This is a genomic window from Rhodoferax potami (genome assembly GCF_032193765.1).
Taxonomy (GTDB): Bacteria; Pseudomonadota; Gammaproteobacteria; order Burkholderiales; family Burkholderiaceae_C; genus Allorhodoferax; species Allorhodoferax potami.
In genome coordinates this window covers 1,284,821-1,306,758 of the sequence record NZ_JAVBIJ010000001.1, presented here as the reverse complement: position 1 = coordinate 1,306,758, position 21,938 = coordinate 1,284,821, and the positions used below count along the sequence as shown (strand labels likewise).

Annotated in this window: 18 protein-coding genes; 3 read left to right on the top strand and 15 right to left on the bottom strand. The window is 61.3% G+C overall.

Translation table 11 applies throughout. The annotated features are described in order from the left end of the window. Positions 1-12: 12 nt before the first annotated feature. Positions 13-2,454, bottom strand: a complete 2,442-nt coding sequence (locus RAE21_RS06215; RefSeq protein WP_313880616.1) for a Tex family protein — start codon at positions 2,452-2,454, stop codon at positions 13-15. 80 nt (positions 2,455-2,534) lie between these two features. On the opposite strand from RAE21_RS06215, the gene RAE21_RS06210 reads away from it, so the two are divergent. Beyond that, entirely contained in the window at positions 2,535-3,275 is a 741-nt protein-coding gene (locus RAE21_RS06210; RefSeq protein ID WP_313880615.1) for a substrate-binding periplasmic protein, read from the top strand. 85 nt (positions 3,276-3,360) lie between these two features. Continuing rightward, on the top strand, positions 3,361-4,623 hold the full coding sequence (locus RAE21_RS06205; RefSeq protein WP_313880614.1) for a methyltransferase: 1,263 nt from the start codon (positions 3,361-3,363) through the stop codon (positions 4,621-4,623). 93 nt (positions 4,624-4,716) lie between these two features. Here the strand turns inward: RAE21_RS06205 and RAE21_RS06200 are convergent, their stop codons facing one another. Beyond that, positions 4,717-4,878, bottom strand: coding sequence for a hypothetical protein (locus tag RAE21_RS06200; RefSeq protein ID WP_313880613.1), 162 nt, complete (start codon positions 4,876-4,878; stop codon positions 4,717-4,719). Positions 4,879-5,003: 125 nt separating this feature from the next. Between RAE21_RS06200 and RAE21_RS06195 the strand changes: the two genes are divergently transcribed. Continuing rightward, the gene (locus tag RAE21_RS06195) at positions 5,004-5,957 is read left to right on the top strand and encodes a histone deacetylase family protein (RefSeq protein ID WP_313880612.1); all 954 of its coding nucleotides are present in this window, start codon (positions 5,004-5,006) and stop codon (positions 5,955-5,957) included. Here the strand turns inward: RAE21_RS06195 and RAE21_RS06190 are convergent. From RAE21_RS06190 to RAE21_RS06130, 13 genes are all read right to left on the bottom strand, one after another. After that, positions 5,948-8,323: a putative bifunctional diguanylate cyclase/phosphodiesterase gene (locus RAE21_RS06190; RefSeq protein ID WP_313880611.1), complete on the bottom strand. Its 2,376-nt coding sequence runs from the start codon at positions 8,321-8,323 to the stop codon at positions 5,948-5,950. The genes RAE21_RS06195 and RAE21_RS06190 overlap by 10 nt on opposite strands. Next, the gene (locus RAE21_RS06185) at positions 8,320-8,928 is read right to left on the bottom strand and encodes a methylamine utilization protein (protein WP_313880610.1); all 609 of its coding nucleotides are present in this window, start codon (positions 8,926-8,928) and stop codon (positions 8,320-8,322) included. Before RAE21_RS06185 ends, RAE21_RS06190 begins: the two co-directional genes overlap by 4 nt. A 72-nt stretch (positions 8,929-9,000) precedes the next feature. Further along, positions 9,001-9,900 (bottom strand): SDR family oxidoreductase, encoded by a 900-nt coding sequence (locus RAE21_RS06180; protein WP_313880609.1) that lies wholly within the window; start codon positions 9,898-9,900, stop codon positions 9,001-9,003. Between the two features lie 40 nt (positions 9,901-9,940). After that, positions 9,941-10,504: a GNAT family N-acetyltransferase gene (locus RAE21_RS06175; RefSeq protein ID WP_313880608.1), complete on the bottom strand. Its 564-nt coding sequence runs from the start codon at positions 10,502-10,504 to the stop codon at positions 9,941-9,943. Then, entirely contained in the window at positions 10,501-11,439 is a 939-nt protein-coding gene (locus RAE21_RS06170) for a glutathione S-transferase family protein (protein ID WP_313880607.1), read from the bottom strand. Before RAE21_RS06170 ends, RAE21_RS06175 begins: the two co-directional genes overlap by 4 nt. A gap of 17 nt (positions 11,440-11,456) precedes the next feature. Beyond that, positions 11,457-13,139: an isovaleryl-CoA dehydrogenase gene (locus RAE21_RS06165; protein WP_313880606.1), complete on the bottom strand. Its 1,683-nt coding sequence runs from the start codon at positions 13,137-13,139 to the stop codon at positions 11,457-11,459. A gap of 82 nt (positions 13,140-13,221) precedes the next feature. After that, positions 13,222-13,686, bottom strand: coding sequence for a PaaI family thioesterase (locus RAE21_RS06160; protein WP_313880605.1), 465 nt, complete (start codon positions 13,684-13,686; stop codon positions 13,222-13,224). Next, a complete protein-coding gene (locus tag RAE21_RS06155; RefSeq protein WP_313880604.1) occupies positions 13,683-14,504 on the bottom strand; it encodes an SDR family oxidoreductase in 822 nt (273 codons plus the stop codon). The genes RAE21_RS06160 and RAE21_RS06155 overlap by 4 nt, the downstream gene beginning before the upstream one ends. A 96-nt stretch (positions 14,505-14,600) precedes the next feature. Then, on the bottom strand, positions 14,601-14,825 hold the full coding sequence (locus RAE21_RS06150) for a hypothetical protein (protein ID WP_313880603.1): 225 nt from the start codon (positions 14,823-14,825) through the stop codon (positions 14,601-14,603). Then, a complete protein-coding gene (locus RAE21_RS06145) occupies positions 14,825-16,681 on the bottom strand; it encodes an acyl-CoA dehydrogenase (protein ID WP_313880602.1) in 1,857 nt (618 codons plus the stop codon). The genes RAE21_RS06150 and RAE21_RS06145 overlap by 1 nt, the downstream gene beginning before the upstream one ends. 86 nt (positions 16,682-16,767) lie before the next feature. Then, the gene (locus RAE21_RS06140; RefSeq protein WP_313880601.1) at positions 16,768-17,943 is read right to left on the bottom strand and encodes an acetyl-CoA C-acyltransferase; all 1,176 of its coding nucleotides are present in this window, start codon (positions 17,941-17,943) and stop codon (positions 16,768-16,770) included. A gap of 35 nt (positions 17,944-17,978) precedes the next feature. Beyond that, positions 17,979-20,078, bottom strand: coding sequence for a 3-hydroxyacyl-CoA dehydrogenase NAD-binding domain-containing protein (locus tag RAE21_RS06135; protein WP_313880600.1), 2,100 nt, complete (start codon positions 20,076-20,078; stop codon positions 17,979-17,981). A 156-nt stretch (positions 20,079-20,234) separates the two neighbouring features. Then, positions 20,235-21,863 carry a 3-(methylthio)propionyl-CoA ligase gene (locus tag RAE21_RS06130; RefSeq protein WP_313880599.1) on the bottom strand — a complete coding sequence of 543 codons (1,629 nt, stop codon included), beginning with the start codon at positions 21,861-21,863 and terminating at the stop codon, positions 20,235-20,237. Between the last annotated feature and the right edge of the window lie 75 nt (positions 21,864-21,938).

The window sequence follows — 21,938 nt, the reverse complement described above, 5'->3', positions numbered from 1 at the left end:
CGTGGATGGTGCTTAGCGCTTGAGCTTGGCGAATGCCGCTGCCATGGCGTTGCCGGCAGCCGGGGCGCTGTCTTGGTAGCGACCCACCTGGCGCTCGCCACGGGCGGGGCCCTGGTAGCGGTTATCACCGGCTCTTTGGCCTCCAGCGCCCTTGGCACCTGCGGGAGCAGCTCCTATTTTCATAGTAAGGCCGATGCGCTTGCGGGCCACATCCACTTCCACCACCTGCACTTTGACGATGTCGCCGGTTTTGACGACCTCGCGTGCATCGTTCACAAACTTGTGCGCCAGCTGGCTTACATGCACCAGACCATCCTGGTGCACGCCCAGGTCGATGAAGGCGCCGAACTGGGCCACGTTGCTCACGGTGCCTTCCAGAATCATGCCTTCCTTCAGGTCGGCAATGTCTTCCACGCCGTCGTTGAAGCGCGCCACCTTGAAGTCCGGGCGCGGGTCGCGGCCGGGCTTTTCCAGCTCGGTGAAGATGTCTTTGACAGTGATCACGCCGAATTGCTCGTTGGCGAACAGCTCAGGCTTGAGCGTCTTGAGCATGTCGGCCCGGCCCATGATCTCGGCCACCGGCTTGCCGGTTTTAGACATGATTTGCTCCACCACCGGGTAGGTTTCGGGGTGCACGCCAGTCATGTCCAGCGGGTTGCTGCCACCGCGGATGCGCAAAAAGCCTGCGCTTTGCTCAAAGGTTTTGGCACCCAAACCGGTCACCTTCATCAAGTCTTGGCGGCTACCGAAGGCGCCGTTGGACTCACGCCAGCGCACCACGGCCTTGGCCACGGTGCCTGAAAGGCCGGATACACGGGACAGCAACGGCACAGAGGCCGTATTCAGGTCCACGCCCACCGAGTTCACGCAGTCTTCCACCACCGCGTCCAGTGTTTTGGCGAGTTCGCTTTGGTTCACGTCGTGCTGGTACTGCCCCACCCCGATGCTCTTGGGGTCGATCTTCACCAGTTCAGCCAGCGGGTCTTGCAGGCGGCGGGCAATCGAGGCTGCGCCGCGCAGGCTCACGTCCACGTCAGGCATCTCTTGCGATGCATATTCGCTGGCGGAGTACACCGAAGCGCCTGCCTCGCTCACTACGACCTTGTCGACCTTGATCTCAGGCGCGCCGGCTTGGTCAGCCATCTTGGCCAAAAGCTTGATCAGGTCCGCGGCCAGCTTGTCCGTCTCGCGGCTGGCGGTACCGTTGCCGATGGCAATCAGGTTCACGCTGTGTTTGGCGCACAGCTTGCCCAGGGTGTGTAGCGAGCCTTCCCAGTCCTTGCGGGGCTCGTGGGGGAATACGGTGGCGGTTTCCACCAGCTTGCCCGTGGCATCGACCACCGCCACTTTCACACCGGTCCGGATGCCAGGGTCCAGGCCCATCACCACGCGCGGGCCGGCGGGGGCTGCCAGCAACAGGTCGCGCAGGTTGTCAGCAAACACCTTGATGGCCACCTTTTCGGCGTCTTCCCGCAGGCGGGCAAACAGGTCGCGTTCGGTGGACAGGTTGAGCTTGACTTTCCAAGTCCAGGCCACGCACTTGCGGATCAAATCGTCACCGGGGCGGCCCTGATGCCTCCAACCCAGCTTGAGCGCCAGGCGCCCTTCTGCCAATGACACCACCGCTGCAGGCCGCTTTGCTACAGAATTAGTAGCTGCTTGCGCAGATGCCGCGGGCGCTACAGCCACATTTGATGTAGAAACCGGCTCGGGCAACACCAGCTTGGCATCCAGAATATCCAGTGAGCGGCCCCGGAACACCGCCAGCGCACGGTGGCTGGGCACGCGGCCGATGGGCTCGTCGTAGTCAAAGTAATCGCGGAACTTGGACACGTCGACGTTGTTTTCGTCCTTGCCGTCCATCAGTTTGGAGCGGAACAGGCCCTCTTGCCAGAGCCACTCGCGCAGGTCTTGCACCAGCACCGGGTCTTCGGCCCAGCGCTCGCTCAAGATGTCGCGCACGCCGTCCAGCACCGCCAGCACGGTGGTGAAGTCGTCGCCGGCCTCGGTCTTTTCCTTGAGTACAAAGGCCTGTGCCTCGTCCATGGGCACCAACTGCGGGTTGGCATACAGCTTGTCCGCCAGCGGCTCAATGCCGGCTTCGCGGGCAATCATGCCCTTGGTGCGGCGCTTCGGCTTAAAGGGCAGATAAATGTCCTCTACTTCCTGCTTGGTCGCAGCCGCGTCAATGGCAGCCAACAGGGCGGGCGTGAGCTTGCCTTGTTCGTCAATGCTTTTGACCACCGCTTCTTTGCGGTCGCGCAGTTCGCGCAGGTAGCTCAGGCGGGCTTCCAGCTCGCGTAGCTGAATATCGTCCAGCCCGTCCGTCACTTCTTTGCGGTAGCGGGCGATGAAGGGCACGGTGGCGCCGCCATCCAACAAGGCCACGGCGGCCTCGACCTGCTGGGGGCGTACCCGGATTTCTTGCGCAATTTGCGCGATGATTTTCTGCATTGCGAAAAAGCCGGTCAAAACCGGTGATGGAATTCAATCAAGGGCGCGAGTGTGCCACAGAGAGGATCTACACTTTGCCGATGCCGCGTGTTCTCTCTTTCCTGCTAGGTGCCAGCCTGTTTGCCGCCTTTTGTGGCGCGGCATGGGCGCAGCCGCTCACGGTGGGAATGGGCCTGAACAAGCCGCCTTATGTGATGGACGGTGGGCAGGCCGGCCTCGAGGTGGAGATCGCCCGCCAGGCATTTCAGGCCGTGGGGCTCAACATGCAGGCGCAGCAGTTTCCGCCGTCCAGAGCGCTCATGGTCTACCGCGCTGGCCAGCTCGACGTGCTTTTGACAGTGGATGAAGGCATTGGCGGCGACGGCTTCTTTTCAGAGGTTTACATCTCCAATCAAAACGTGGCTATCACTTTGGCCTCCAATCGGTTCCCGATCAAACAAATAGAAGACCTGGCCGGTTATTCGGTGGCAGCTTTTCAAAATGCCAGTTTTTTGTTGGGCGAGCGGTTCAAGCGGGTCGCGGGCAGCCACACCCGGTACACCGAGTACCCCCAACAAATCACCCAAAACAACTTGTTGTTCGCCGGGCGGGTGGATGTAGTGGTGGGTGACAAGCGCATCCTGCACCACCTTCTGCGCGACCTGGACCCCAAGCTCGACCGCAGCAAGCCGCTCTCGATTCACCCCATTTTCCCGCTCAACCCGCGCAAAGCCGTGTTCAAAGATGCTGCAGTGCGCGACCAGTTCAATGCCGGCTTGAAGATCATCCAGAGCAACGGCGTGTGCGACGCGATCCTCAAAAAATACGCCCATTTGCAGTAGGCCGTTGGCTCCGGTGGTTTTATGGGGTACAAACTAGCCCCGCCCCCTTCCCTTTCCGCGTCCCCCCTTCTCAGCGAGCAAACCGATGCAGCCGATTACCCCCAGCGTCGGCACCCTGCCCGCCCGCGCCCCCACCCAGTATCTCCATTGGACCGAAGAGAGCCAAGCCTGCTCCGCCGTCTGGCGCTCTGAGCGCGGTGCGGCGCCGCCTGCGAAAGTGGTGCTGGCGGACGACACTTGGACTGCTGACGCGGCCTACCAGATGGCCTGTGGCGGTACAGCCCTGCTGTGGCGGGGCGACTTCCACAACGCGCGGCAACTGCTACAGGCCCTGCAACGCCGCATTGACACCCCGCCCAAACGCAAAAGCCGGGGGGTAAAAGGCCCGGGTGCAGCACCTACAGACGGCCCGATGGATCCCCAGGTTTTTCATTTGCACCGCCAAGCCCAAGCGCAGCGGGCCCGGATCCTGGCCATGGTGCTCGTGCCATTAGATGGCAATTACGACATCACGCTGCGCCGCGCGCCCGACTCGCGCCTTGCCTGCACAGAAGCTTGGGGACCGGTGGTCGAGCCGGCGCAAGCCAGCGTGGCCTCGCTGCGGGATGTTCTGGCGATGCGCAGTGCCAGCGAATGGCGCAAAAATGGCGTGGAGATTGCCGCTCTGGGCCCCGCACCCGGCAACAGAATCCACCCGCACTACGGCGTTTTTTCGCCGGTCCGCGGGGAGTACATCGACTTAGTGGCCGCGCAGCCCTTGCCTGCGCAAGACGCAGCAGGAGTGCAGGAGAGCGTCCCCTACCGGGCTTTTGACATCGGTACCGGCTCCGGCGTGCTGTCGGCGGTGCTGGTTCGCCGCCAGGTGGCCCAAGTGGTGGCTACCGATCAAGACGGTCGAGCCATGGCCTGCGCCGGCGACAACTTCGCCCGACTGGGGGTGGCTGCTTCGATTGAATTGCAGCAAACCGATATGTTTCCGGAGGGGCGCGCCAACCTGGTGATGTGCAACCCCCCGTGGCTTCCTGCCAGGCCGAGTGCACCGGTGGAATATGCGGTCTACGACGAAAACAGCCGGATGCTGCTGGCATTCTTGGCAGGCTTGCCGGGCCACCTGTTGCCCGGTGGCGAGGGGTGGCTGATTCTGTCGGATCTGGCCGAGCGCTTGGGGCTACGCAGTCCCACCATGTTGACGGACGCTATAGCGGCTGCTGGCTTGGTGGTACTCGGCCGCAGCGACGCCAAACCGGTCCACGCCAAAAGCCAGGCGCCAGTGGATGCGCTTCACCCGGCACGCAGCCGGGAAGTTACCAGCCTGTGGCGCTTGGGCGTAGCCCCGGTAGTGCATTGAGCCTTTGATGCGATTCACCAAAACAAAAGGCCCTGAAACAGGGCCTTTTGTTCGGCAAGTCTGCTGGCCATCGGCCGGCAGCGGTTGCAGGGCTTAGCGGTGACGCTTGCCTGGGTTCTTCTTGCTACGGGTAGCAACACCACGCTCCAAGCTCACGCGCTGGCCACGGCCGCCGGTAGGCAGGGTGAAGCCGGGCAGTGGCTGGGGAGCGGGAGTAGCTTTGCGGTCTGCTTCAGTAAAGATTTTGTTGCCCATGTGGCGATCCTGTTGAGGTTGGTGAGAAAACCAGTATTTTCTCATTTTTTTGGGCCGCTATCGGCACCGGTGTAAATCAAGGCCCCACAGCAGGGCGAAAAGCGCGGATTTGCCACAATCCGGACATGCTTGCCTACTACTCGGACCAGTTTGTTTTGCCCTTGCCGGACGGTCACCGCTTCCCGATGGCCAAGTACCGCATGTTGCGCGACCGGATCGCGGCGGAGCTCCCCGCTATTGCCCTGCACGAGGCACCGGCCGCCACGGAGGGCGAGTTGGCGCTGGTGCACACGCCAGCCTATATTGACTCCATCTTGCAAGGCACGGCTGAACCTGCGGTGCTCCGTGAAATCGGTTTTCCCTGGAGCCCGGCGATGGCCGAGCGGGCTCTACGCTCAGTTGGTGCGACGGTGGCTGCTGCCCGCTCCGCCCTCGTGGCGGGCGTTGCTGCGAACCTTGCGGGCGGCACCCACCACGCCTATGCCCACAAAGGCGGCGGCTTTTGCGTGTTCAATGACCTTGCCGTGGCCGCACGGGTCATGCAAGCGGAATGGGGCCGCAGCCGCAACCAGGATGGCAGTCGCCGCAGTCCTTTGCAAGTGGCGGTTATTGATTTGGATGTGCACCAAGGCAACGGCACCGCGAGCGTATTTCAAGGTGATGACACGGTGTTCACCCTCTCACTGCACGGCGAAAAAAACTTCCCCTTCCGCAAGGAAGCCAGTGACCTCGATATCGGGTTGCCCGACGGCTGCACCGATGATGAATACCTGAGCACTCTGGATCACGCCCTGCAAGAGTTGGAGCAGCGCTTCTCCGCCGATTTTGTGTTTTTTCTCGCAGGCGCTGACCCGCATGAGGGGGACCGTCTAGGGCGGCTCAAACTCACTGCAGCCGGCCTGCACGCCCGGGACCAAAGAGTGCTGGATTGGTGCTTGGACCGGAGGCTGCCTGTAGTGATCACCATGGGTGGTGGCTACGGCCATGACTTGGAGCAGACGGTCGCAGTGCAAATGCAAACCTATACGCTCGCCGCCGCCCATGCACAGCGCTGGGCAGAGTCCACCGTCTATATCTGAAAGGTCGGCGCGGTCTGGACCGCGGCGGTTTCAGAGAACTTCAAGCGCCAGGCGTTGAACTGCTCCAACGGCAGCGGTCTGCTCAAGTGGTAGCCCTGGGCTTCGTCGCACGACAAAGCACGCAGCTTGTCGGTGATCACCTGGTTCTCCACCCCTTCGGCCACCACGGTTTTGCCGAGGTTGTGGGCGAGTTCGATGGTCGACTTCACGATCAGGCTGTCGCTCTCGTCGCCGTCCATGCCCATGACAAAAGATTTGTCAATTTTGAGCTCATTGACTGGCAAGCGCTTCAGGTAAGCCAGTGAAGAGTAACCGGTACCGAAATCATCAATCGACAACTTGAAGCCGCGCTGCGAAAGGCGATTGAGCGTTGCCTCGGCCCGGTCCGGGTCGTCCATGATGGCACTTTCGGTGATCTCTAGGCAGAACGATTCTGTGGCCACACCGTGCTTACGCATCAGGTCTTCGAGCTTGTCAGGGAAATCCTGGTCCAGCAAGTCACGGGTCGACAAGTTCACCGACACACACAAGGGCCCGCCGCCAGCGTTCAGCAGCTGCATATTGCGGGCTACTTCTTCAAACATCCACAAGGTCATTTGCCGGATATAGCCCGTTTGCTCGGCAAAAGGGATGAACTGCATCGGCGGCACCAGGCCGCGCACAGGGTGCTGCCAACGCACCAAGGCCTCTGCAGACGAGACGGTGCCGCTGGCTATATGGAGTTTGGGCTGAAGGTAGACACGCAACTCGTTGTTTTCTACGGCGTGGCGCAGCTCCGAGAGCATCGAGAGCGTTTCAGGGCTGGAGGAGTCGAGGGCCGCGTGGTAAATCTGGATCCCGGTCGATTTGTTTTTCGCGACATACATGGCAATCACGGCGCGGCTCAGTAGGCGGTCTACATCTCCCGCATCACTCGGCCAGCTGGCAATGCCGATACCCGCGCTGATGTCGACCGTCTGGTCTTGCATCTTCATCGGGGCTTCAAACGCTTGCGCTACTTGTTTGGCAAACGGCAGCGCACCGGCGGAATCCACGCCCTCGAGCACGATGGCGAACTCATCGCCACCGACCCGGGCGATGTTTTCACGCACGACGCCGGGGATACTGATTAATCGCTCGGCCACCGCAATCAACAGTTGGTCGCCGAAGGCGTAACCCAGCACGTTGTTCACGAACTTGAAGCGGTCCAGGTTCAGCATCACGATGGTCACGGGTTGGCTGGTCCCTGACTCTTGGGTGTTGCGCTTGATGGCAGCTGAAATTGAATCGCGGAACTGAACACGATTGGGCAAGCCGGTCAGACGGTCCCAAAAGGCCAGCGCGCGGATTTCGTCTTGTTGGCTCTGGATGCTGGTCCGCATGTGGTTGAACGCGCGCGAAAGATCGCCGATCTCATCCCGGTGCCGCATCGCAGGCAAGGCCATAGAGTAATACCCTGCGCTCAGCTGATCTGACGCTTTGGCGAGCGACCGCAGGGGAATGGTGATGCGCCGTGCCAAGATGAAGCTGCCCGCGGTAAAGAGCACCAAGGCGATCGCGGCGAGTGCGAGCAGTGCCTGCTCTACCCGGGCAAACGGCTCCACAAACACATCAATCGGGCGCAGCATATAGACCTCGAGCCCCAAAGAGTGGCTGCGGTCGCTCGATTTGCGCACCACGTATTCGCGGCCGTCGAGAACAGCGTTGCCGCCGTCTTTGAGATTCAGCAGTGCCGGGTAAGTCCCCGAAGGCAAACTGCTGACGGTCACGCCGCCGGTCGGGCCAATGATGGCTAAATCAGCCCGGCTCACTTTGACCAACTCTTCCACCTGCTCGCGGGTAATGGGGAACGCCATCATCACCCAGCCCACCTGGACCGGGGCGTTCAGGGGCACCATAACAGTAACCAGCAGCTTATCGTCAAAATCGATGAGCGCATAGCCGTCACCGCCGGAGGCCAGTCGGCTTGCGGTTTGCTGGAAGAACCCGACCAAACCGGCTTCGGTGAACGCATCGATACTCGATGCTTGTAGCTTGTGGTCCACGGTCAGCAGGGCCGCGAAGGCAGCACCAACGCGACCAGCGCTGTTGTCCAACACCGAGCGGACGGTCTCTGTATCGCCACTCAGCACCGCATCGCGAAAGCCAAAATCGCTGGCGAGCACCAAAGCGCTCTGGCGCAAACTGGCTGCCCGCTGCTCCATCAAGGCCCACCAATTGGCATCGACCGTGATCAGCTCTTCTTTGACCTGCTGACGGACAATTTCATCAATGTTGCGCTCGGTGATCAGATAGGAAGCCGACTGAATCACCAAAAGAATAGCGATCGACATGGACACGAACTTGGTGCCCACCCCGAATCTGCGCATGAAACGAAACAACTTCAAGCCGTGCTCCCCGCGACTTTGACACTGAGAGTGTCATTACCCGGCGTTATTTTGACCGGCTGCTCGCTCAATGGGGCACCCGGCAAAACGGTGGAGTGCCACGCTTTGAGCTGGTAATTTCCGGCTGGGGCATCCAGGGTCAGACGGCCCCTGCCGTCGGTGACACCGAAATACGGGGTTTCAACGATCAACACCCACGCCACCATGTTGTCGTGGATGTTGCAGCCCAGCACGGCTACTCCGGGTTTGTCAAACACCACTGGAGCTGCCGGAACGCCGGAATACAGCTTCAATTCAAATTTTTTGGCCGGAGAGAATGAATAGACGTGGTGCCGGACCGTGTCTTTGTTGGGGAACAGGACCGAGGTATTGGGTGTCACCACGGCGATTTGTGGGGAAAACTGTTTCGCAATTTGAATGATTTCGACGCCGGACAGCGGCTTGGCTGCGGCCTTCGCGGCGGGAGACTCGAGGAAAATTACCGCATTTGCGAGGGGTTTGCCGTCTTTGTCGGTCACCGTCACTTGGGTGTTGGCGTAAGCCGTGCCCGCAGCGCAAAGGGTGACGAATGAAAGCAGTCGTAAGGGCAGTAATTTCCAACGCATCGAGCTCTCCAACCAAGTGTTCAGTCCGGGCTTTGATCTCATTTTGCCCGAAACTAACAGATGGTCAGTGATTTAGCGGAGTAATCTTTTCAATTCCTCACCTAGATGAGGCTTATGGGCGAATGGGTCGGTGGGGTTGCGCGCCAGCATCACGTCTTCCATGCGGGTTTGCACGGAAGCAATCGCCTTGGGATGGCTATAAATATAGAAGCGCCCTTCGGCCACCGCATCGAACACCATTTGTGCGACTTCGGCGGCGGTGACCTTGCCGCTAGTGACCGCCTTGTCGGTCATGGCCTGGCCGATCAGCTGGCTGCGGGTGGGTTGGGCTGGCGCCGCACCTGAGGGGCGGTTGCGCTCGCTCTGGCTGATGCCGGTCGGCACAAAGAAGGGGCACAACACGCTGGCAGACACCTGGTCGGTGACCAGCGCCAGGTCTTGGTACAGGGTCTCGCTCAGCGACACCACGGCGTGTTTGCTCACGTTGTAAACCCCCATGTTGGGGGCGTTCAACAGGCCCGCCATGCTGGCCGTGTTGACGATGTGGCCCTGCCAAGCAGGGTCTTGTTGGGCGGCCTCCAGCATCATGGGGGTGAATACCCGCACGCCGTGGGCCACGCCCATGAGGTTGACACCCAGCACCCATTCCCAGTCGCGGGCGTTGTTCTCCCAGATCAGGCCCCCTGCCCCCACGCCTGCGTTGTTGAACACCAGGTGCGGCGCGCCAAAGCGCTGCAGCGTGGCGGCCCCCAGCGCCTCTACCTGTTCGGCCTGCGACACATCGACCCGCATGCCTAGCACCTGAGCGCCTTCGGCCTCCATTTCGGCAACCGCCTTGTCCAGCGCGTCTTGCTGCACGTCGGCGAGTACCAAATTCATGCCCAGCCGGGCGCCTATGCGAGCGCATTCCAGCCCGAAGCCGGAGCCTGCGCCGGTCAGTACGGCGGTTTTGCCTTGAAAGTTTGCAATCACAGGGGTTCTCCTCGTTATAAGTGTTTGAAAACGGTACTTTTCAGGCGCCGCGCAGCATTTCCAGGTGCGGAATGCCGTCTTCGATGTAGGGCTTGCCCACATCCACAAAGCCGTGTCGCTCGTAAAAAGACTTGAGGTGGGCTTGCGCACCGATGCGAATCGGTTGTGCGCCCCACTCCGCTTGCAGTGCTTTGACGGCCTCAGCCATCAGCAGGTGGCCGAGACCACCACCGCGGGCGTCGGGCTTGGTCACCACGCGGCCGATGCTGGCCTCGTCAAAAGTCACACCGGCGGGGAAGCAGCGCACGTAGGCGACTAGTTCGGTCTTGGCTCGACCAACATGTTCGCCAAGGAGTTCGGGTGGCAGTGGGTTCTGCTCCGTACAAGGAGTAGCCCGCAACGCGGGCGGGGGACACGGAGCAGAGCCCGCCGCCGCCCGAACTCCCAGCAAGTGCATGGCCTTGTCGTCCAGCCCATCCATATCCAGGAACACGCAGTTCTGCTCCACCACAAACACCTCGCTGCGCAGTCGCAGCAATTCGTACAACTGGTCGCGGCTCAGTGCATCAAATGCGAGCCACTTCCATTGGATGTCCTGACTCATGCCTGCGCCGCCTTGAGCACATAGCCGATGCGCGGAAAGTGCACATGCACGGTGCCGGCGCGCTCGTCCACGCGCTTCAACGTAAAGCGGGTGCGGGTGGCAGCGACCAAGGTGCCGGCAGTCGCCTCCTGACCGAAGGTTTCAGCGGCGATGGTCACTTCGCTGCCCAGAGGGATACCGTGCTCGTCCTGGAAATACGTGTCCAATGGGGCTGTGGCGCCCACAGCTTGTGCGCAAGCTGCTATGGCTTCTGTAGCAGACAGCTTCTCGAAGCTGCCGTGGCCGATGGCCGCCATGCGAGCCATCCAGGCCTGTACCGAGGGGGTTGCGTTCAGGATGTCGGCCATCACCGGCACCCGTTTGGCGGTAAACCACAGCGGGTGGTAAGCGGCAAAGTCGGCCACGCAAGGGTTGCTGCCTAGCAAAAAGTCCTGGCCTTCGAGCATGCTGGCGATGCGGCGCAGGTAGCTCTTGTAGGCCGCAGCAGCGTCACCGGGGCGCAGGCGCGTCATGCCGCTGGACATGGCGGCGCGGTCGGCGCCGAAGGCCTTGGCGGCTTCCGGGGGCGCGCCTTCAAACATGCTGGCCGCCCCTTTGGGCTGCAGGTTGTAGGCCATGGCGGCCCAGAACAAAGTGCTGTCCGCCCACTGCGCAACGATGCGGCTCAGGCCCTTGTCGTCTTCGGGGTAGAGGGTGGGCGTGGGGCGCAGCTGCTCCAGCACTTCGCAAATCAGGGCGCTATCGCAATACACATCAGCGCCGACTTGCAGAAACGGCGTTTTGCGGTAGCCGCCGGTCAGGGCCACCACATCGGGTTTGGGCATGATGGCCGGAATGATGACCGACTTCCAAGCCAGCTGTTTGTAGCCCAGCACCAGGCGCACCTTTTCAGAAAAAGGCGAGGTGGGGTAGTGGTGAAGAATGAGATCTGTCATGGGTTTCTCCAGAAAAATCAATAGGGCATGGCGCGCAGCAGGATGGCGTCAAAGTCCACCGCAGCACCCAGAGTGCCGAAGCTGTAGCCCCAGTTGCCTCCGAGTCGTGAATCACAAAACGCCTCGAACACCGCAGTGGGCGCCGTTTGGTACAAGAGCGCAGCTTGTACGGCGAGTGCCACGTCTTGTGCGAGGCGGCGGGCTTCCATCTCGGTAGCCATGAGTTCCACCCGCGTGGGCAAGGACGCTGCCAGCCTGTCGAGTGCGGGGTGGGCTCCACGAGCGGGAGCAAGTTCACGGGCCAGGGCTGCGGCGGTATCGCCCTTGCGCAGGGCGCGCAGCAGGTCCAGCGCCATGATGTTGCCGGCGCCTTCCCAGATGGAGTTGAGCGGCATCTCGCGGTAAATGCGGGCCATGGTGCCTTCTCCGCCCTCTTCCACATAGCCGTTGCCGCCCAGGCATTCCATGGCTTCTTGGGCAAAAGCAGCGCCGCGCTTACAGATCCAGTATTTGGCCACCGGAGTCAGCAGGCGGCCCATCAGCAGTTCGTGCGGGTTAGATGCATGGTCAAAAGCGCTTGCAAGCCGCATGGAGAGTGCGCAAGCCGCTTCGCATTCGATAGCAAGGTCGGCCAGCACATTGCGCATCAGCGCTTGCTCGATCAGGGCCTTGCCGAAGGCCTGGCGCTGCGAGGTATGGTGCAGCGCGATGCTGAGCGCCTGGCGCATCAGGCCGGCGGTGCCCAAGGCACAGTCCAGCCGGGTCATGGTGCCCATTTCCAGAATCTGCGGCACACCGCGCCCCTCCACGCCCACCAGCCAGGCAGTGGCGTGCTGAAACTCGACTTCCGAGCTGGCATTGGCGTGGTTGCCCAGCTTGTCTTTCAGGCGCTGGATGCGGATGGCATTCACGGTGCCGGGTGATTGTGGATCCGCGAAGTCGGGCAGGATGCGCGGCACAAAAAAGCAGGACAAGCCCGCCGGGCTTTGCGCCAGCACCAGAAAGGCGTCGCACATGGGGGCCGAGAAAAACCACTTGTGCCCCAGCAGCTTGAAGCGCGGGCCCCACGCATCCTCACCGTCGGGGATGGCCTGCGTGGTGTTGGCCCGCACATCCGAGCCACCCTGCTTTTCGGTCATGCCCATGCCCATGGTCAGGCCGCGTTTGTGGCGGTAGAGCTTGAACCCGGGGTCATAGGCCCGCGCCATCAGGCCCGGTGCCCAGGCTTCAAACACGGCCGGGTTGCCCCGCAGCGCCGGCAGCACCGCGTAGGTCATGGAAATGGGGCACAGGATGGAAGGCTCGGCTTCGGTGAACAGCATGAATGCAGCCGCCCGCCGCAGGTGGGCGCCCTCACCTGCCGCCGGGTCCCAGGGGCTGCCATGCAGGCCGGCCTGGGCGGCGGCATCCATCAGCGCGTGGTAGCTGGGGTGGAACTCCACCTGGTCCACCCGGCGCCCCAGCCGGTCGTGGCTGTGCAGCACAGGTGGGTGGGTGTTGGCCAGGCGCGCATGGGTCTGCATAGCACGGCTGCCCATTTGCGCGCCCAAAGATTGCAGCGCAGTCGTGTCTAGCCCCGGCGTATGAAAAGCCAGTGCGCTCTCCAAGGCGCGGTTGCCCGCCAGCAGATCGGTATCTGCCAAGGGCTCGACCTGGTTGAACACCGTGTGGGTCGCCGGGAAATCGGTTTCGCTGTGCATGCTGTCTCCTCAAACGCTATTCTTTTGATAGCTGCTCGCGCATATTCAACGGGCGCCAGAGGCCCATTTGGCCCAAAAAGCGCTAGTCGGTGGCAATGCCGGTGCCCGGTGCGTTCAGTGCGTTCACGCTGCGTGCGCCGGTGGCCAGGCGTTTCATGTACTTGAAGGTGCCGGTGGCGTGGGCACAGGCTTTGCCGTTGGCATCAAACACCGTGGCCTGGGTAAAGGCCATAGTGGCGGTGCGGTGCATCAGCTCGCCCTTGGCGGTCAGGGCGCCGACGGCGGGTTGCATGAAGCTGGTTTTCATCTCAATGGTGACTACGCCCAACTCCGGCGTCTCACTACGTGCCGCGGTGGCCATCGTCACATCCAGCAGGGTCATTTGCGCGCCACCATGGGTGACGTTGAACGAGTTCAGGTGTTCAGGCCGTGGCGTGTAGAGGATCTCAGAGCGCCCGCCCTCAAACACCGTGAGCTCGAAGCCGAGGTGGGTGACGAAGGGAATCTCAACGCCGAAGCCCACCGCTTTTTCCCAGAGGCTGGTCATGCACCGGTAACCACGCTCACGCCGCCGTCCACCGCCAGCCATTGGCCGGTGATGTGTTTGCCGGCGTCGGATGCGTAGAGCACGCACAGGCCCTTCAGGTCTTCGTCGTCGCCCAGGCGCTTGAGCGGTGCGGCAGCGGCCAGGTTCTCTTCACCCATGGCTTGCAACAAACCGGCTGTCATCTTGCTGGGGAAAAAGCCCGGGCACACCGCGTTGACGGTGATGTTGTACTTGCCCCACTCGGCCGCCAAAGCGCGGGTGAAGTTGATCACCGCGCCCTTGGAGGTGTTGTAGGCAATGGTTTGCATGGCCGGCGGGTTGCCGTTCAGCCCCGCAATCGAGGCCAGGTTGATGATGCGACCACCGTACTGTTGACCCGCCGCTTGCGCGCTCTGGAAGCGCGGAATCATGCTCTTCTTGGCGATGATCTGGCTCAGCAAAAAGTAGCCACGCACATTGAGGTTCATCACCTTGTCCCAGGCGTCCAACGGGTGGTCTTCAGCGGGTGCGCCCCAGGAGGCGCCGGCGTTGTTGACCAGAATGTCCACATCGCCCAAGCGCTGCAGGGTTTCATCGGCCAAGCGCTGGATTTCGGATTCTTTGGCACAGTCGGCAGCCACCCAACGCGCGTCGATGCCTGCGGCTTGCAGCTCGGCACAGGCCTCTTCCAGGTCTGCCGCTTTGCGCGAGCTGATCAGCACTTTGGCGCCGGCTTCGCCCAAAGCGTGGGCCAGTTGCAGGCCCAGGCCGCGGGAGCCTCCGGTGATCAAGGCGGTCTTGCCAGTGAGGTCGAAAAGTTGTTGGATGGTGCGTGTCATGCGGTCAGCCCGGAGTTGCAAAAAAGATGGACGGAATTGTGCGCAGAAGCCTGCGCAAAAGCCTGTCCCCTCAGCGATAGAAACGGGTGCTTTGGCCTATTCGCCGCGCAAGCGGGAGCGGATAAACACCATCACCACGCCGCCCACAACCGCCAAGCCGCCAAGGTTGTAAAACAAGGCCGCGTCTTGCGCCTCTTGTTGGTCAATAAAGTAGCCCAACACCATGGCCAGCAGGCCGCCGTAAATCAGCGCCCAGATCAAGCGCTCCATGCGCACCAATTTGACGTTGGTGGTGCCGTTGTATTTTTTAAAAAATGCCATCAGAAAGCTCCTTCGGGGAATGTTGCACAAGTCAGATCCCTCGATTGCACCACACCCAGCCAGGCATTTATCTTTGGCAACTCATAGTGGAAGAAGAATTTGGCGCAACCCACATGGCCCTGTGTCTCCAGCGTCTCTTGTTGCGGGTCGTTATCCAGCGCGCAACCGGCCACGTCCAGCCAGATCCAGGCGAGCACTGTGTGGCCGAAAGCCTGCATGTAGGGCACTGCATTGGCCAAGGCCTCGCCGGGTACACCGGTAGACCAGGCCTTCTGGGTGGCAACACCCACATCCTGCAACGCGCGGGCCAGCGCCTTGGCGTGTGGCGCCAACGCAGGAATGCCGTTGCAGCGGTTGACGGTGGCCATGATGCGGTGGCTCAGCAGTGTCAGGCCTTTGCCCTCCTCCATCAGCACCTTGCGCCCCAGCAGGTCCATGGCTTGAATGCCATGGGTGCCTTCGTGGATCATGTTCAGGCGGTTGTCGCGCCAGTATTGCTCCACCGGGAAGTCGCGGGTGTAGCCATAGCCGCCGTGCACCTGGATGGCCAGGGAGTTGGCTTCCAGGCACCACTCGCTGGGCCAGCTTTTGGCAATCGGGGTGAGCACTTCTAGCAACAAGCGGGCATCTTCGGCGTCTTGCGCGGTGCCGGTATGCTGCTCGTCAATCAGGCGGGCACAGTACAGCTCCAAAGCCAATGCGCCTTCGCAATAGGCCTTTTGCGTGAGCAGCATGCGCTTCACATCGGCGTGCTCAATGATGCGGGTCTGCGGAGCGGCAGCGTCCTTGCCGGCACCGGTGATTGGGCGACCCTGCGGGCGATTTTTGGCGTAGTCCAGCGACGCGTAGTAGCCCGCCATCCCCAACATGGTTGCCGCAATGCCCACGCCGATGCGGGCCTCATTCATCATGTGGAACATGCAAGCTAGGCCTTTGCCCGGCTGCCCCACGAGGTAGCCCACGGCGCCTGCGCCGTTTCCAAAGGGTCCGCCGGCTTGGCCATCGACGGGGAACTTGCCCTCGCCAAAGTTCAGTAGTGTGTTCGTGGTGCCGCGCCAGCCCAGCTTGTGGTTCAGGCCGGCGAGCGCCACGTCGTTGCGCACACCGGTGAGCTGGCCCTCGGCGTTCACCAACTTCTTGGGCACGATAAAGAGCGAAATGCCGCGGGTGCCGGGCACCAGCTTGCCATCCGCATCCGGAATCTTGGCGAGCACCAAGTGAACGATGTTTTCGGTGAGTTCGTGCTCGCCGCTAGAGATCCACATCTTGTTGCCACGCAGGCGGTAACGCGCACCCAGCGGGTCAGACTCAAAGCCCTCGCCGTCCGGCACCGCACGGGTCGCCACATCACTCAGGGATGAACCCGCTTGCGGTTCACTCAGGCACATGGTGCCGGCCCAACGGCCGGAGAACTCGTTGTAGGCGAACACCTGCTTTTGCAATTCGGTGCCGTGTGCCATGAGCAAATTGGCATTGCCCACGGACAGCAGGCTGGAACCGATACTGACCGACGCACAGGCAAAAAACGCATTGGCCGCGGCCTCCACGCTGTAGGGCAGCTGCATGCCGCCGATGTCGTAGTCCTGCGCCGCGCTCAGCATGCCCGACTCGGCGTAGGCCTTGAACGCATCGTGGGTGGCCTGCGGCAAAGTGACCTGGTCGCCATCAAAGTGCGGCTCCTGCGTGTCCACCAGGCGGTTGAACGGCGCGTACTTCTCGCGCGCAATGCGCTCGCAGGTGTCCAGCACCGCGTCAAAAGTTTCGCGGTTGTGGTCCGCAAAGCGCTCGCGGCTGGTGAGGCCGGTAGTGTCCAGCCAGTCGTGGAGCAGGAAGTCGAGGGTGGTGCGCAGGGTCATGGACAAGGTCTCAAGAAAATAAAAAAGCCGGACTGCGGATTGTGCGCAGACCGGCTCGTTTCAGATGGCCAATGTTGTCGTGCGGGTTACAGCACTTCAAACACGCCCGCCGCGCCCATGCCGCCGCCGATACACATGGTGACGCAGACGCGCTTGGCGCCGCGGCGCTTGCCTTCTATCAGCGCGTGGCCGGTCAGGCGCTGGCCGGATACGCCGTAGGGATGGCCCACCGCGATCGCACCGCCGTTGACGTTGAGGCGGTCTGCGGGGATGCCCAGCTTGTCGCGGCAATAAAGCACTTGCACCGCAAAAGCCTCGTTGAGCTCCCACAGGTCGATGTCGTTCATGGTCAGGCCCAGGCGCTTCAAGACCTTGGGGATGGCGAATACGGGGCCAATGCCCATTTCGTCAGGCTCGCAACCGGCCACAGCAAAGCCGAGGAAGCGGCCCAAAGGTTGCAAACCTTTTTGCTCGGCCAGCTTTTCATGCATCAGAACCGCAGCGCCACCGCCATCGGAAAACTGGCTGGCGTTGCCCGCAGTGATGAGGCCGCCGGGCAACGCAGAGCGCAGTCCGCTGATGCCTTCTTTGGTGGTGCCGGCGCGAATGCCTTCGTCGTCGCTCACAGTTACTTGCTTGGTCATCAGGCCCATGACTTTATCTGCCACGCCCATGGTGACGGTGATCGGTGCAATTTCGGCTTTGAACAAACCAGCTTCCAGTGCGGCAGTGGCACGCTGCTGGCTGGCGGCGCCGTATTCGTCCATGGCGTCGCGGCTGATGTTGTAGCGCTTGGCCACGTTCTCCGCGGTTTGCAACATGTTCCAGTAGATCTCGGGCTTGTTTTTGCTCAGCCAGGGGTCGTTGAGCATGTGGATGTTCATTTCCTGCTGCACGCAAGAGATGGCTTCCACACCACCCGCGACATACACATCGCCTTCATTGGAGATGATGCGTTGCGCCGCGGTGGCAATGGTTTGCAGGCCGGAAGAGCAAAAGCGGTTGATGGTCATGCCCGACACCGTGACCGGGCAACCTGCCCGCAGGGCCACCTGGCGCGCGATGTTGGCACCGGTGGCACCCTCGGGGGTGGCACAGCCCATGATGACGTCGTCCACCTCGGCGGCGTCGATGCCGGCACGCGCAATCGCGTGCTCCACGGCGTGTCCGCCCAGCGTGGCGCCGTGGGTCATGTTGAAGGAGCCCTTCCAGCTCTTGGCCAGAGGGGTGCGTGCGGTAGAAACAATAACTGCAGATGTCATGGTGATTCCTTGATTGGTGTGAACGGCGCGAACGCTCAGTTGAAGGTTTTGCCTTCAGCGGCCAGACGGGCCAGCAGCGGCGCGGGTTGCCAGAACTTGGCATCGTCCAGAGGGTTCTTGGCAAAACGGTTCATGGCTTGCACCACGTTGAACAGGCCGACTTCATCGGCGTAGTTCATCGGGCCACCGCGGTGTGCGGGGAAGCCGTAGCCGAAGATGTACACAATGTCGATATCGCTGGCCTTGGCGGCAATGCCCTCTTCCAGAATGTGGGCGGCCTCGTTCACCAGGCTGAACACCAGGCGTTGCACGATTTCTTCGTCCGAAATCTTGCGGGGCGTGATGCCCAGCGCCTTGCGGTGCTCTTCAATCATGGCTACCACTTCCGCATTCGGGATGGCGTCGCGCTTGCCGGGCACATAGTCGTACCAGCCGGCACCGGTCTTCTGGCCGAAGCGGCCTTTTTCGCACAGCAAGTCAGCCGTTTTGCTGTACTTCATGTCTGGTTTTTCTGTGTAACGGCGCTTGCGGATGGCCCAGCCGATGTCGTTGCCTGCCAGATCGCCCATGCGGAAGGGGCCCATCGCCATGCCGAATTTCTCCATGGCCTTGTCCACTTGCTCGGGTGTGCAGCCTTCATCCAGCAGGAAACCGCCCTGGCGGCCGTATTGCTCGATCATGCGGTTGCCGATGAAGCCGTCGCACACGCCAGACACCACTGCCGTCTTTTTGATCTTTTTTGCGACCGACATGACGGTGGCCATCACGTCTTTGGCGGTCTTTTCGCCGCGCACCACTTCCAGCAGCTTCATCACGTTGGCAGGGCTGAAGAAGTGCAGGCCCACCACGTCTTCTGGGCGTTTGGTGAAGCTGGCGATTTTGTTGACGTCTAGGGTGGAGGTGTTGGAGGCGAGGATGGCGCCAGGCTTCATCACGCGGTCCAGCTCTTTGAACACGGCTTCTTTAACGCCAATCTCTTCAAACACCGCTTCGATCACCATGTCGGTGCCGGCGAGGTCGTCGTAGCTCAGGGTGGTGGTCAGCAGGCTCATGCGCTGCTCGTACTTGTCTTGCTTGAGTTTCTTCTTGACGACTTGGGCTTCGTAGTTCTTGCGGATGGTGGCAATGCCGCGGTCCAAGGCTTCTTGCTTCATTTCCAGCATCTTGACGGGGATGCCCGCATTCAAGAAGTTCATGGCAATGCCGCCACCCATGGTGCCGGCGCCGATGACTGCTACAGAGTTGATAGCGCGTTGCGCAGTATCCGAGGGCACATCCGCTATTTTGGATGCTGCACGCTCCGCCAGAAACAGGTGGCGCAGGGACTTGCTCTCCGCAGTAAACATCAAGTTGATGAAGGCCTCGCGCTCGACCTGCATGCCTTCGTCAAACTTCTTTTTGGTAGCGGCTTCCACCACATCCACGCACTTGGCGGGAGCCGGGAAGTTCTTGCTCATGCCCTTGACCATGTTGCGGGCGAACTGGAAGTACGCATCGCCTTGCGGGTGTTTGCACTTCAGGTCGCGCACGAGTGGCAGGGGGCGCACATCTGCCACCGAGCGGGCGAAGGCCAAGGCTTCTTCAGCCAGGCTTTCGGCGGAAGCGGAAAGCTTGTCGAACAGCTTCTGGCCCGGCAGCATGGCCAGCATTTCGCTCTTGATGGGCTCGCCACTCACGATCATGTTGAGTGCTGGCTCCACACCGAGCACGCGGGGCAGGCGCTGGGTGCCGCCGGCACCGGGAACGAGGCCGAGTTTGACTTCCGGAAGCGCAATGCTGGTGCCGGGTGCTGCAATACGGTAGTGGCAACCCAAGGCCAGTTCCAAACCGCCGCCCATGGCCACGGTGTGGATCGCCGCGACCACTGGCTTTTCAGAGTTTTCCAACACCTTGATGACGCTGATCAGGTTGGGTTCTTGCAGCGCCTTGGGGCTACCGAATTCGGTGATGTCCGCACCGCCGGAAAACGCCTTGCCGGCGCCGGTGATCACGATGGCTTTGACCGCGGCATCGGCATTGGCCTGGGCCATGCCGTCTGCAATTCCCTGGCGGGTGGAAAGGCCCAAGCCGTTGACCGGCGGGTTGTTCAGGGTGATGACGGCGATATCGCCATGGACTTGGTACTGGGCGGTCATGCAGGCTCCGTGGGTGAGGTTAATCTCAAAATAGAACGATCGTTCTTTTTTTCGATTGTAGGAGCTTTACCCCCCTCACCAAGCCCCTTTGTCACCGCTGGGACAAAGGGTTTTCCCGAATCTCAGCGTTAAAAAAGCGAGTGCTGAGAGGCCAGCTTACGCGCCGGGGAGCTTGTAGTCCTTGAGCAGCTCCCGCAATTTGGTTTTCTGCATTTTGCCGGTGCCGCCCAGGGGAATCGCCTCGACAAACACTACATCGTCCGGCACCTGCCATTTCGCGGTCTTGCCGTCGTAAAAGGCGATGAGCTCATCGCGGCTCACTTCGCTGCCCGGCTTTTTAACCACCGCAATGATGGGGCGCTCGTCCCATTTGGGGTGCTTCATGCCGATGCAAGCCGCCATCGCCACAGCGGGGTGGGCCATGGCGATGTTTTCGACATCGATAGAGCTGATCCACTCGCCGCCGGACTTGATCACGTCCTTGCTGCGGTCGGTGATTTGCATGAAGCCATCAGAGTCGATAGTGGCCACATCGCCGGTGGGGAACCAACCATCGACCAAGGGTGAACCGCCCTCGCCCTTGAAGTATTCGCTGATGACCCACGGTCCTTTAACCAGCAGGTCGCCATAGGCTTTGCCATCCCAGGGCAACTCGGCGCCCTCGCCGTCCACGATCTTCATGTCCACGCCATAAATGCCGCGGCCTTGCTTCAGGCGGACCTTCATCTTGTCGGCGGAGTCCATGGCGAGGTGCTTGTTCTTCAGGGTGCACACCGTGCCCAGGGGCGACATTTCCGTCATGCCCCAGGCATGGAGCACTTCCACGCCGTACACATCGTTAAACGCGGTAATCATGGCGGGCGGGCACGCCGAGCCACCGATCACGGTCCGTTTCAGGGTCGAGAAGCGCAGGCCGCCTGCTTGCATATGACCCAGCATCATTTGCCACACGGTCGGTACACCGGCCGCGAAGCTGACTTTCTCGGACTCAATCAACTCAAAAATGGATTTGCCATCCATCGCAGGGCCGGGGAACACCAACTTGGCGCCAGTCATGGCAGCCGAATACGGCAAGCCCCAAGCGTTGACATGAAACATGGGCACCACCGGCAGGACCGCATCACGGGCGCTCATGTTGAGCGCATCGGGCAAAGCGCCGGAGAACGCGTGCAATATCGTGGAGCGGTGGCTGTAAAGCGCCGCTTTGGGGTTGCCGGTAGTGCCGCTGGTGTAGCACATGCTGGAGGCCGAGTTTTCGTCAAACTCGGGCCAGGTGTAGGTGGCGGGCTGCTGGCCGATCCAAGCCTCGTAGCTTTGCAGATCGGGAATGCCGGAGTCGGCGGGCAGCTTGTCCGCATCGCAGAGAGCGATGAAATGTTTGATGGTGGTGCAGCGGCTGTGCACGGCTTGCACGATGGGCAAAAAGCTCATGTCGAAACACAACACCTGGTCCTCGGCATGATTGGCGATCCAAACAATCTGGTCGGGGTGCAAACGCGGGTTCAGGGTGTGCAGCACGCGACCCGAACCACTTACCCCGAAATACAGCTCCAAGTGGCGGTAGCCGTTCCAAGCCAATGTGGCTACGCGGTCGCTAAACGCGAGGTTCAGGCCATCGAGGGCATTGGCCACTTTGCGGGAACGGACGGCCACCTCTTTGTAATTGGTGCGGTGGATATCGCCCTCTACCCGGCGGGAAATCACTTCGCCTTCGCCATGGTGGCGCTCGGCAAAGTCAATCAAGGTGGAGATCAGCAACTGCTGGCTTTGCATCAGACCTAACATCAAGTCACCTCTGTCTAAATTTTTGTAACAAACACACCAACACCGGAAACAAGCTGTTGCAATTTCGGCGACTCA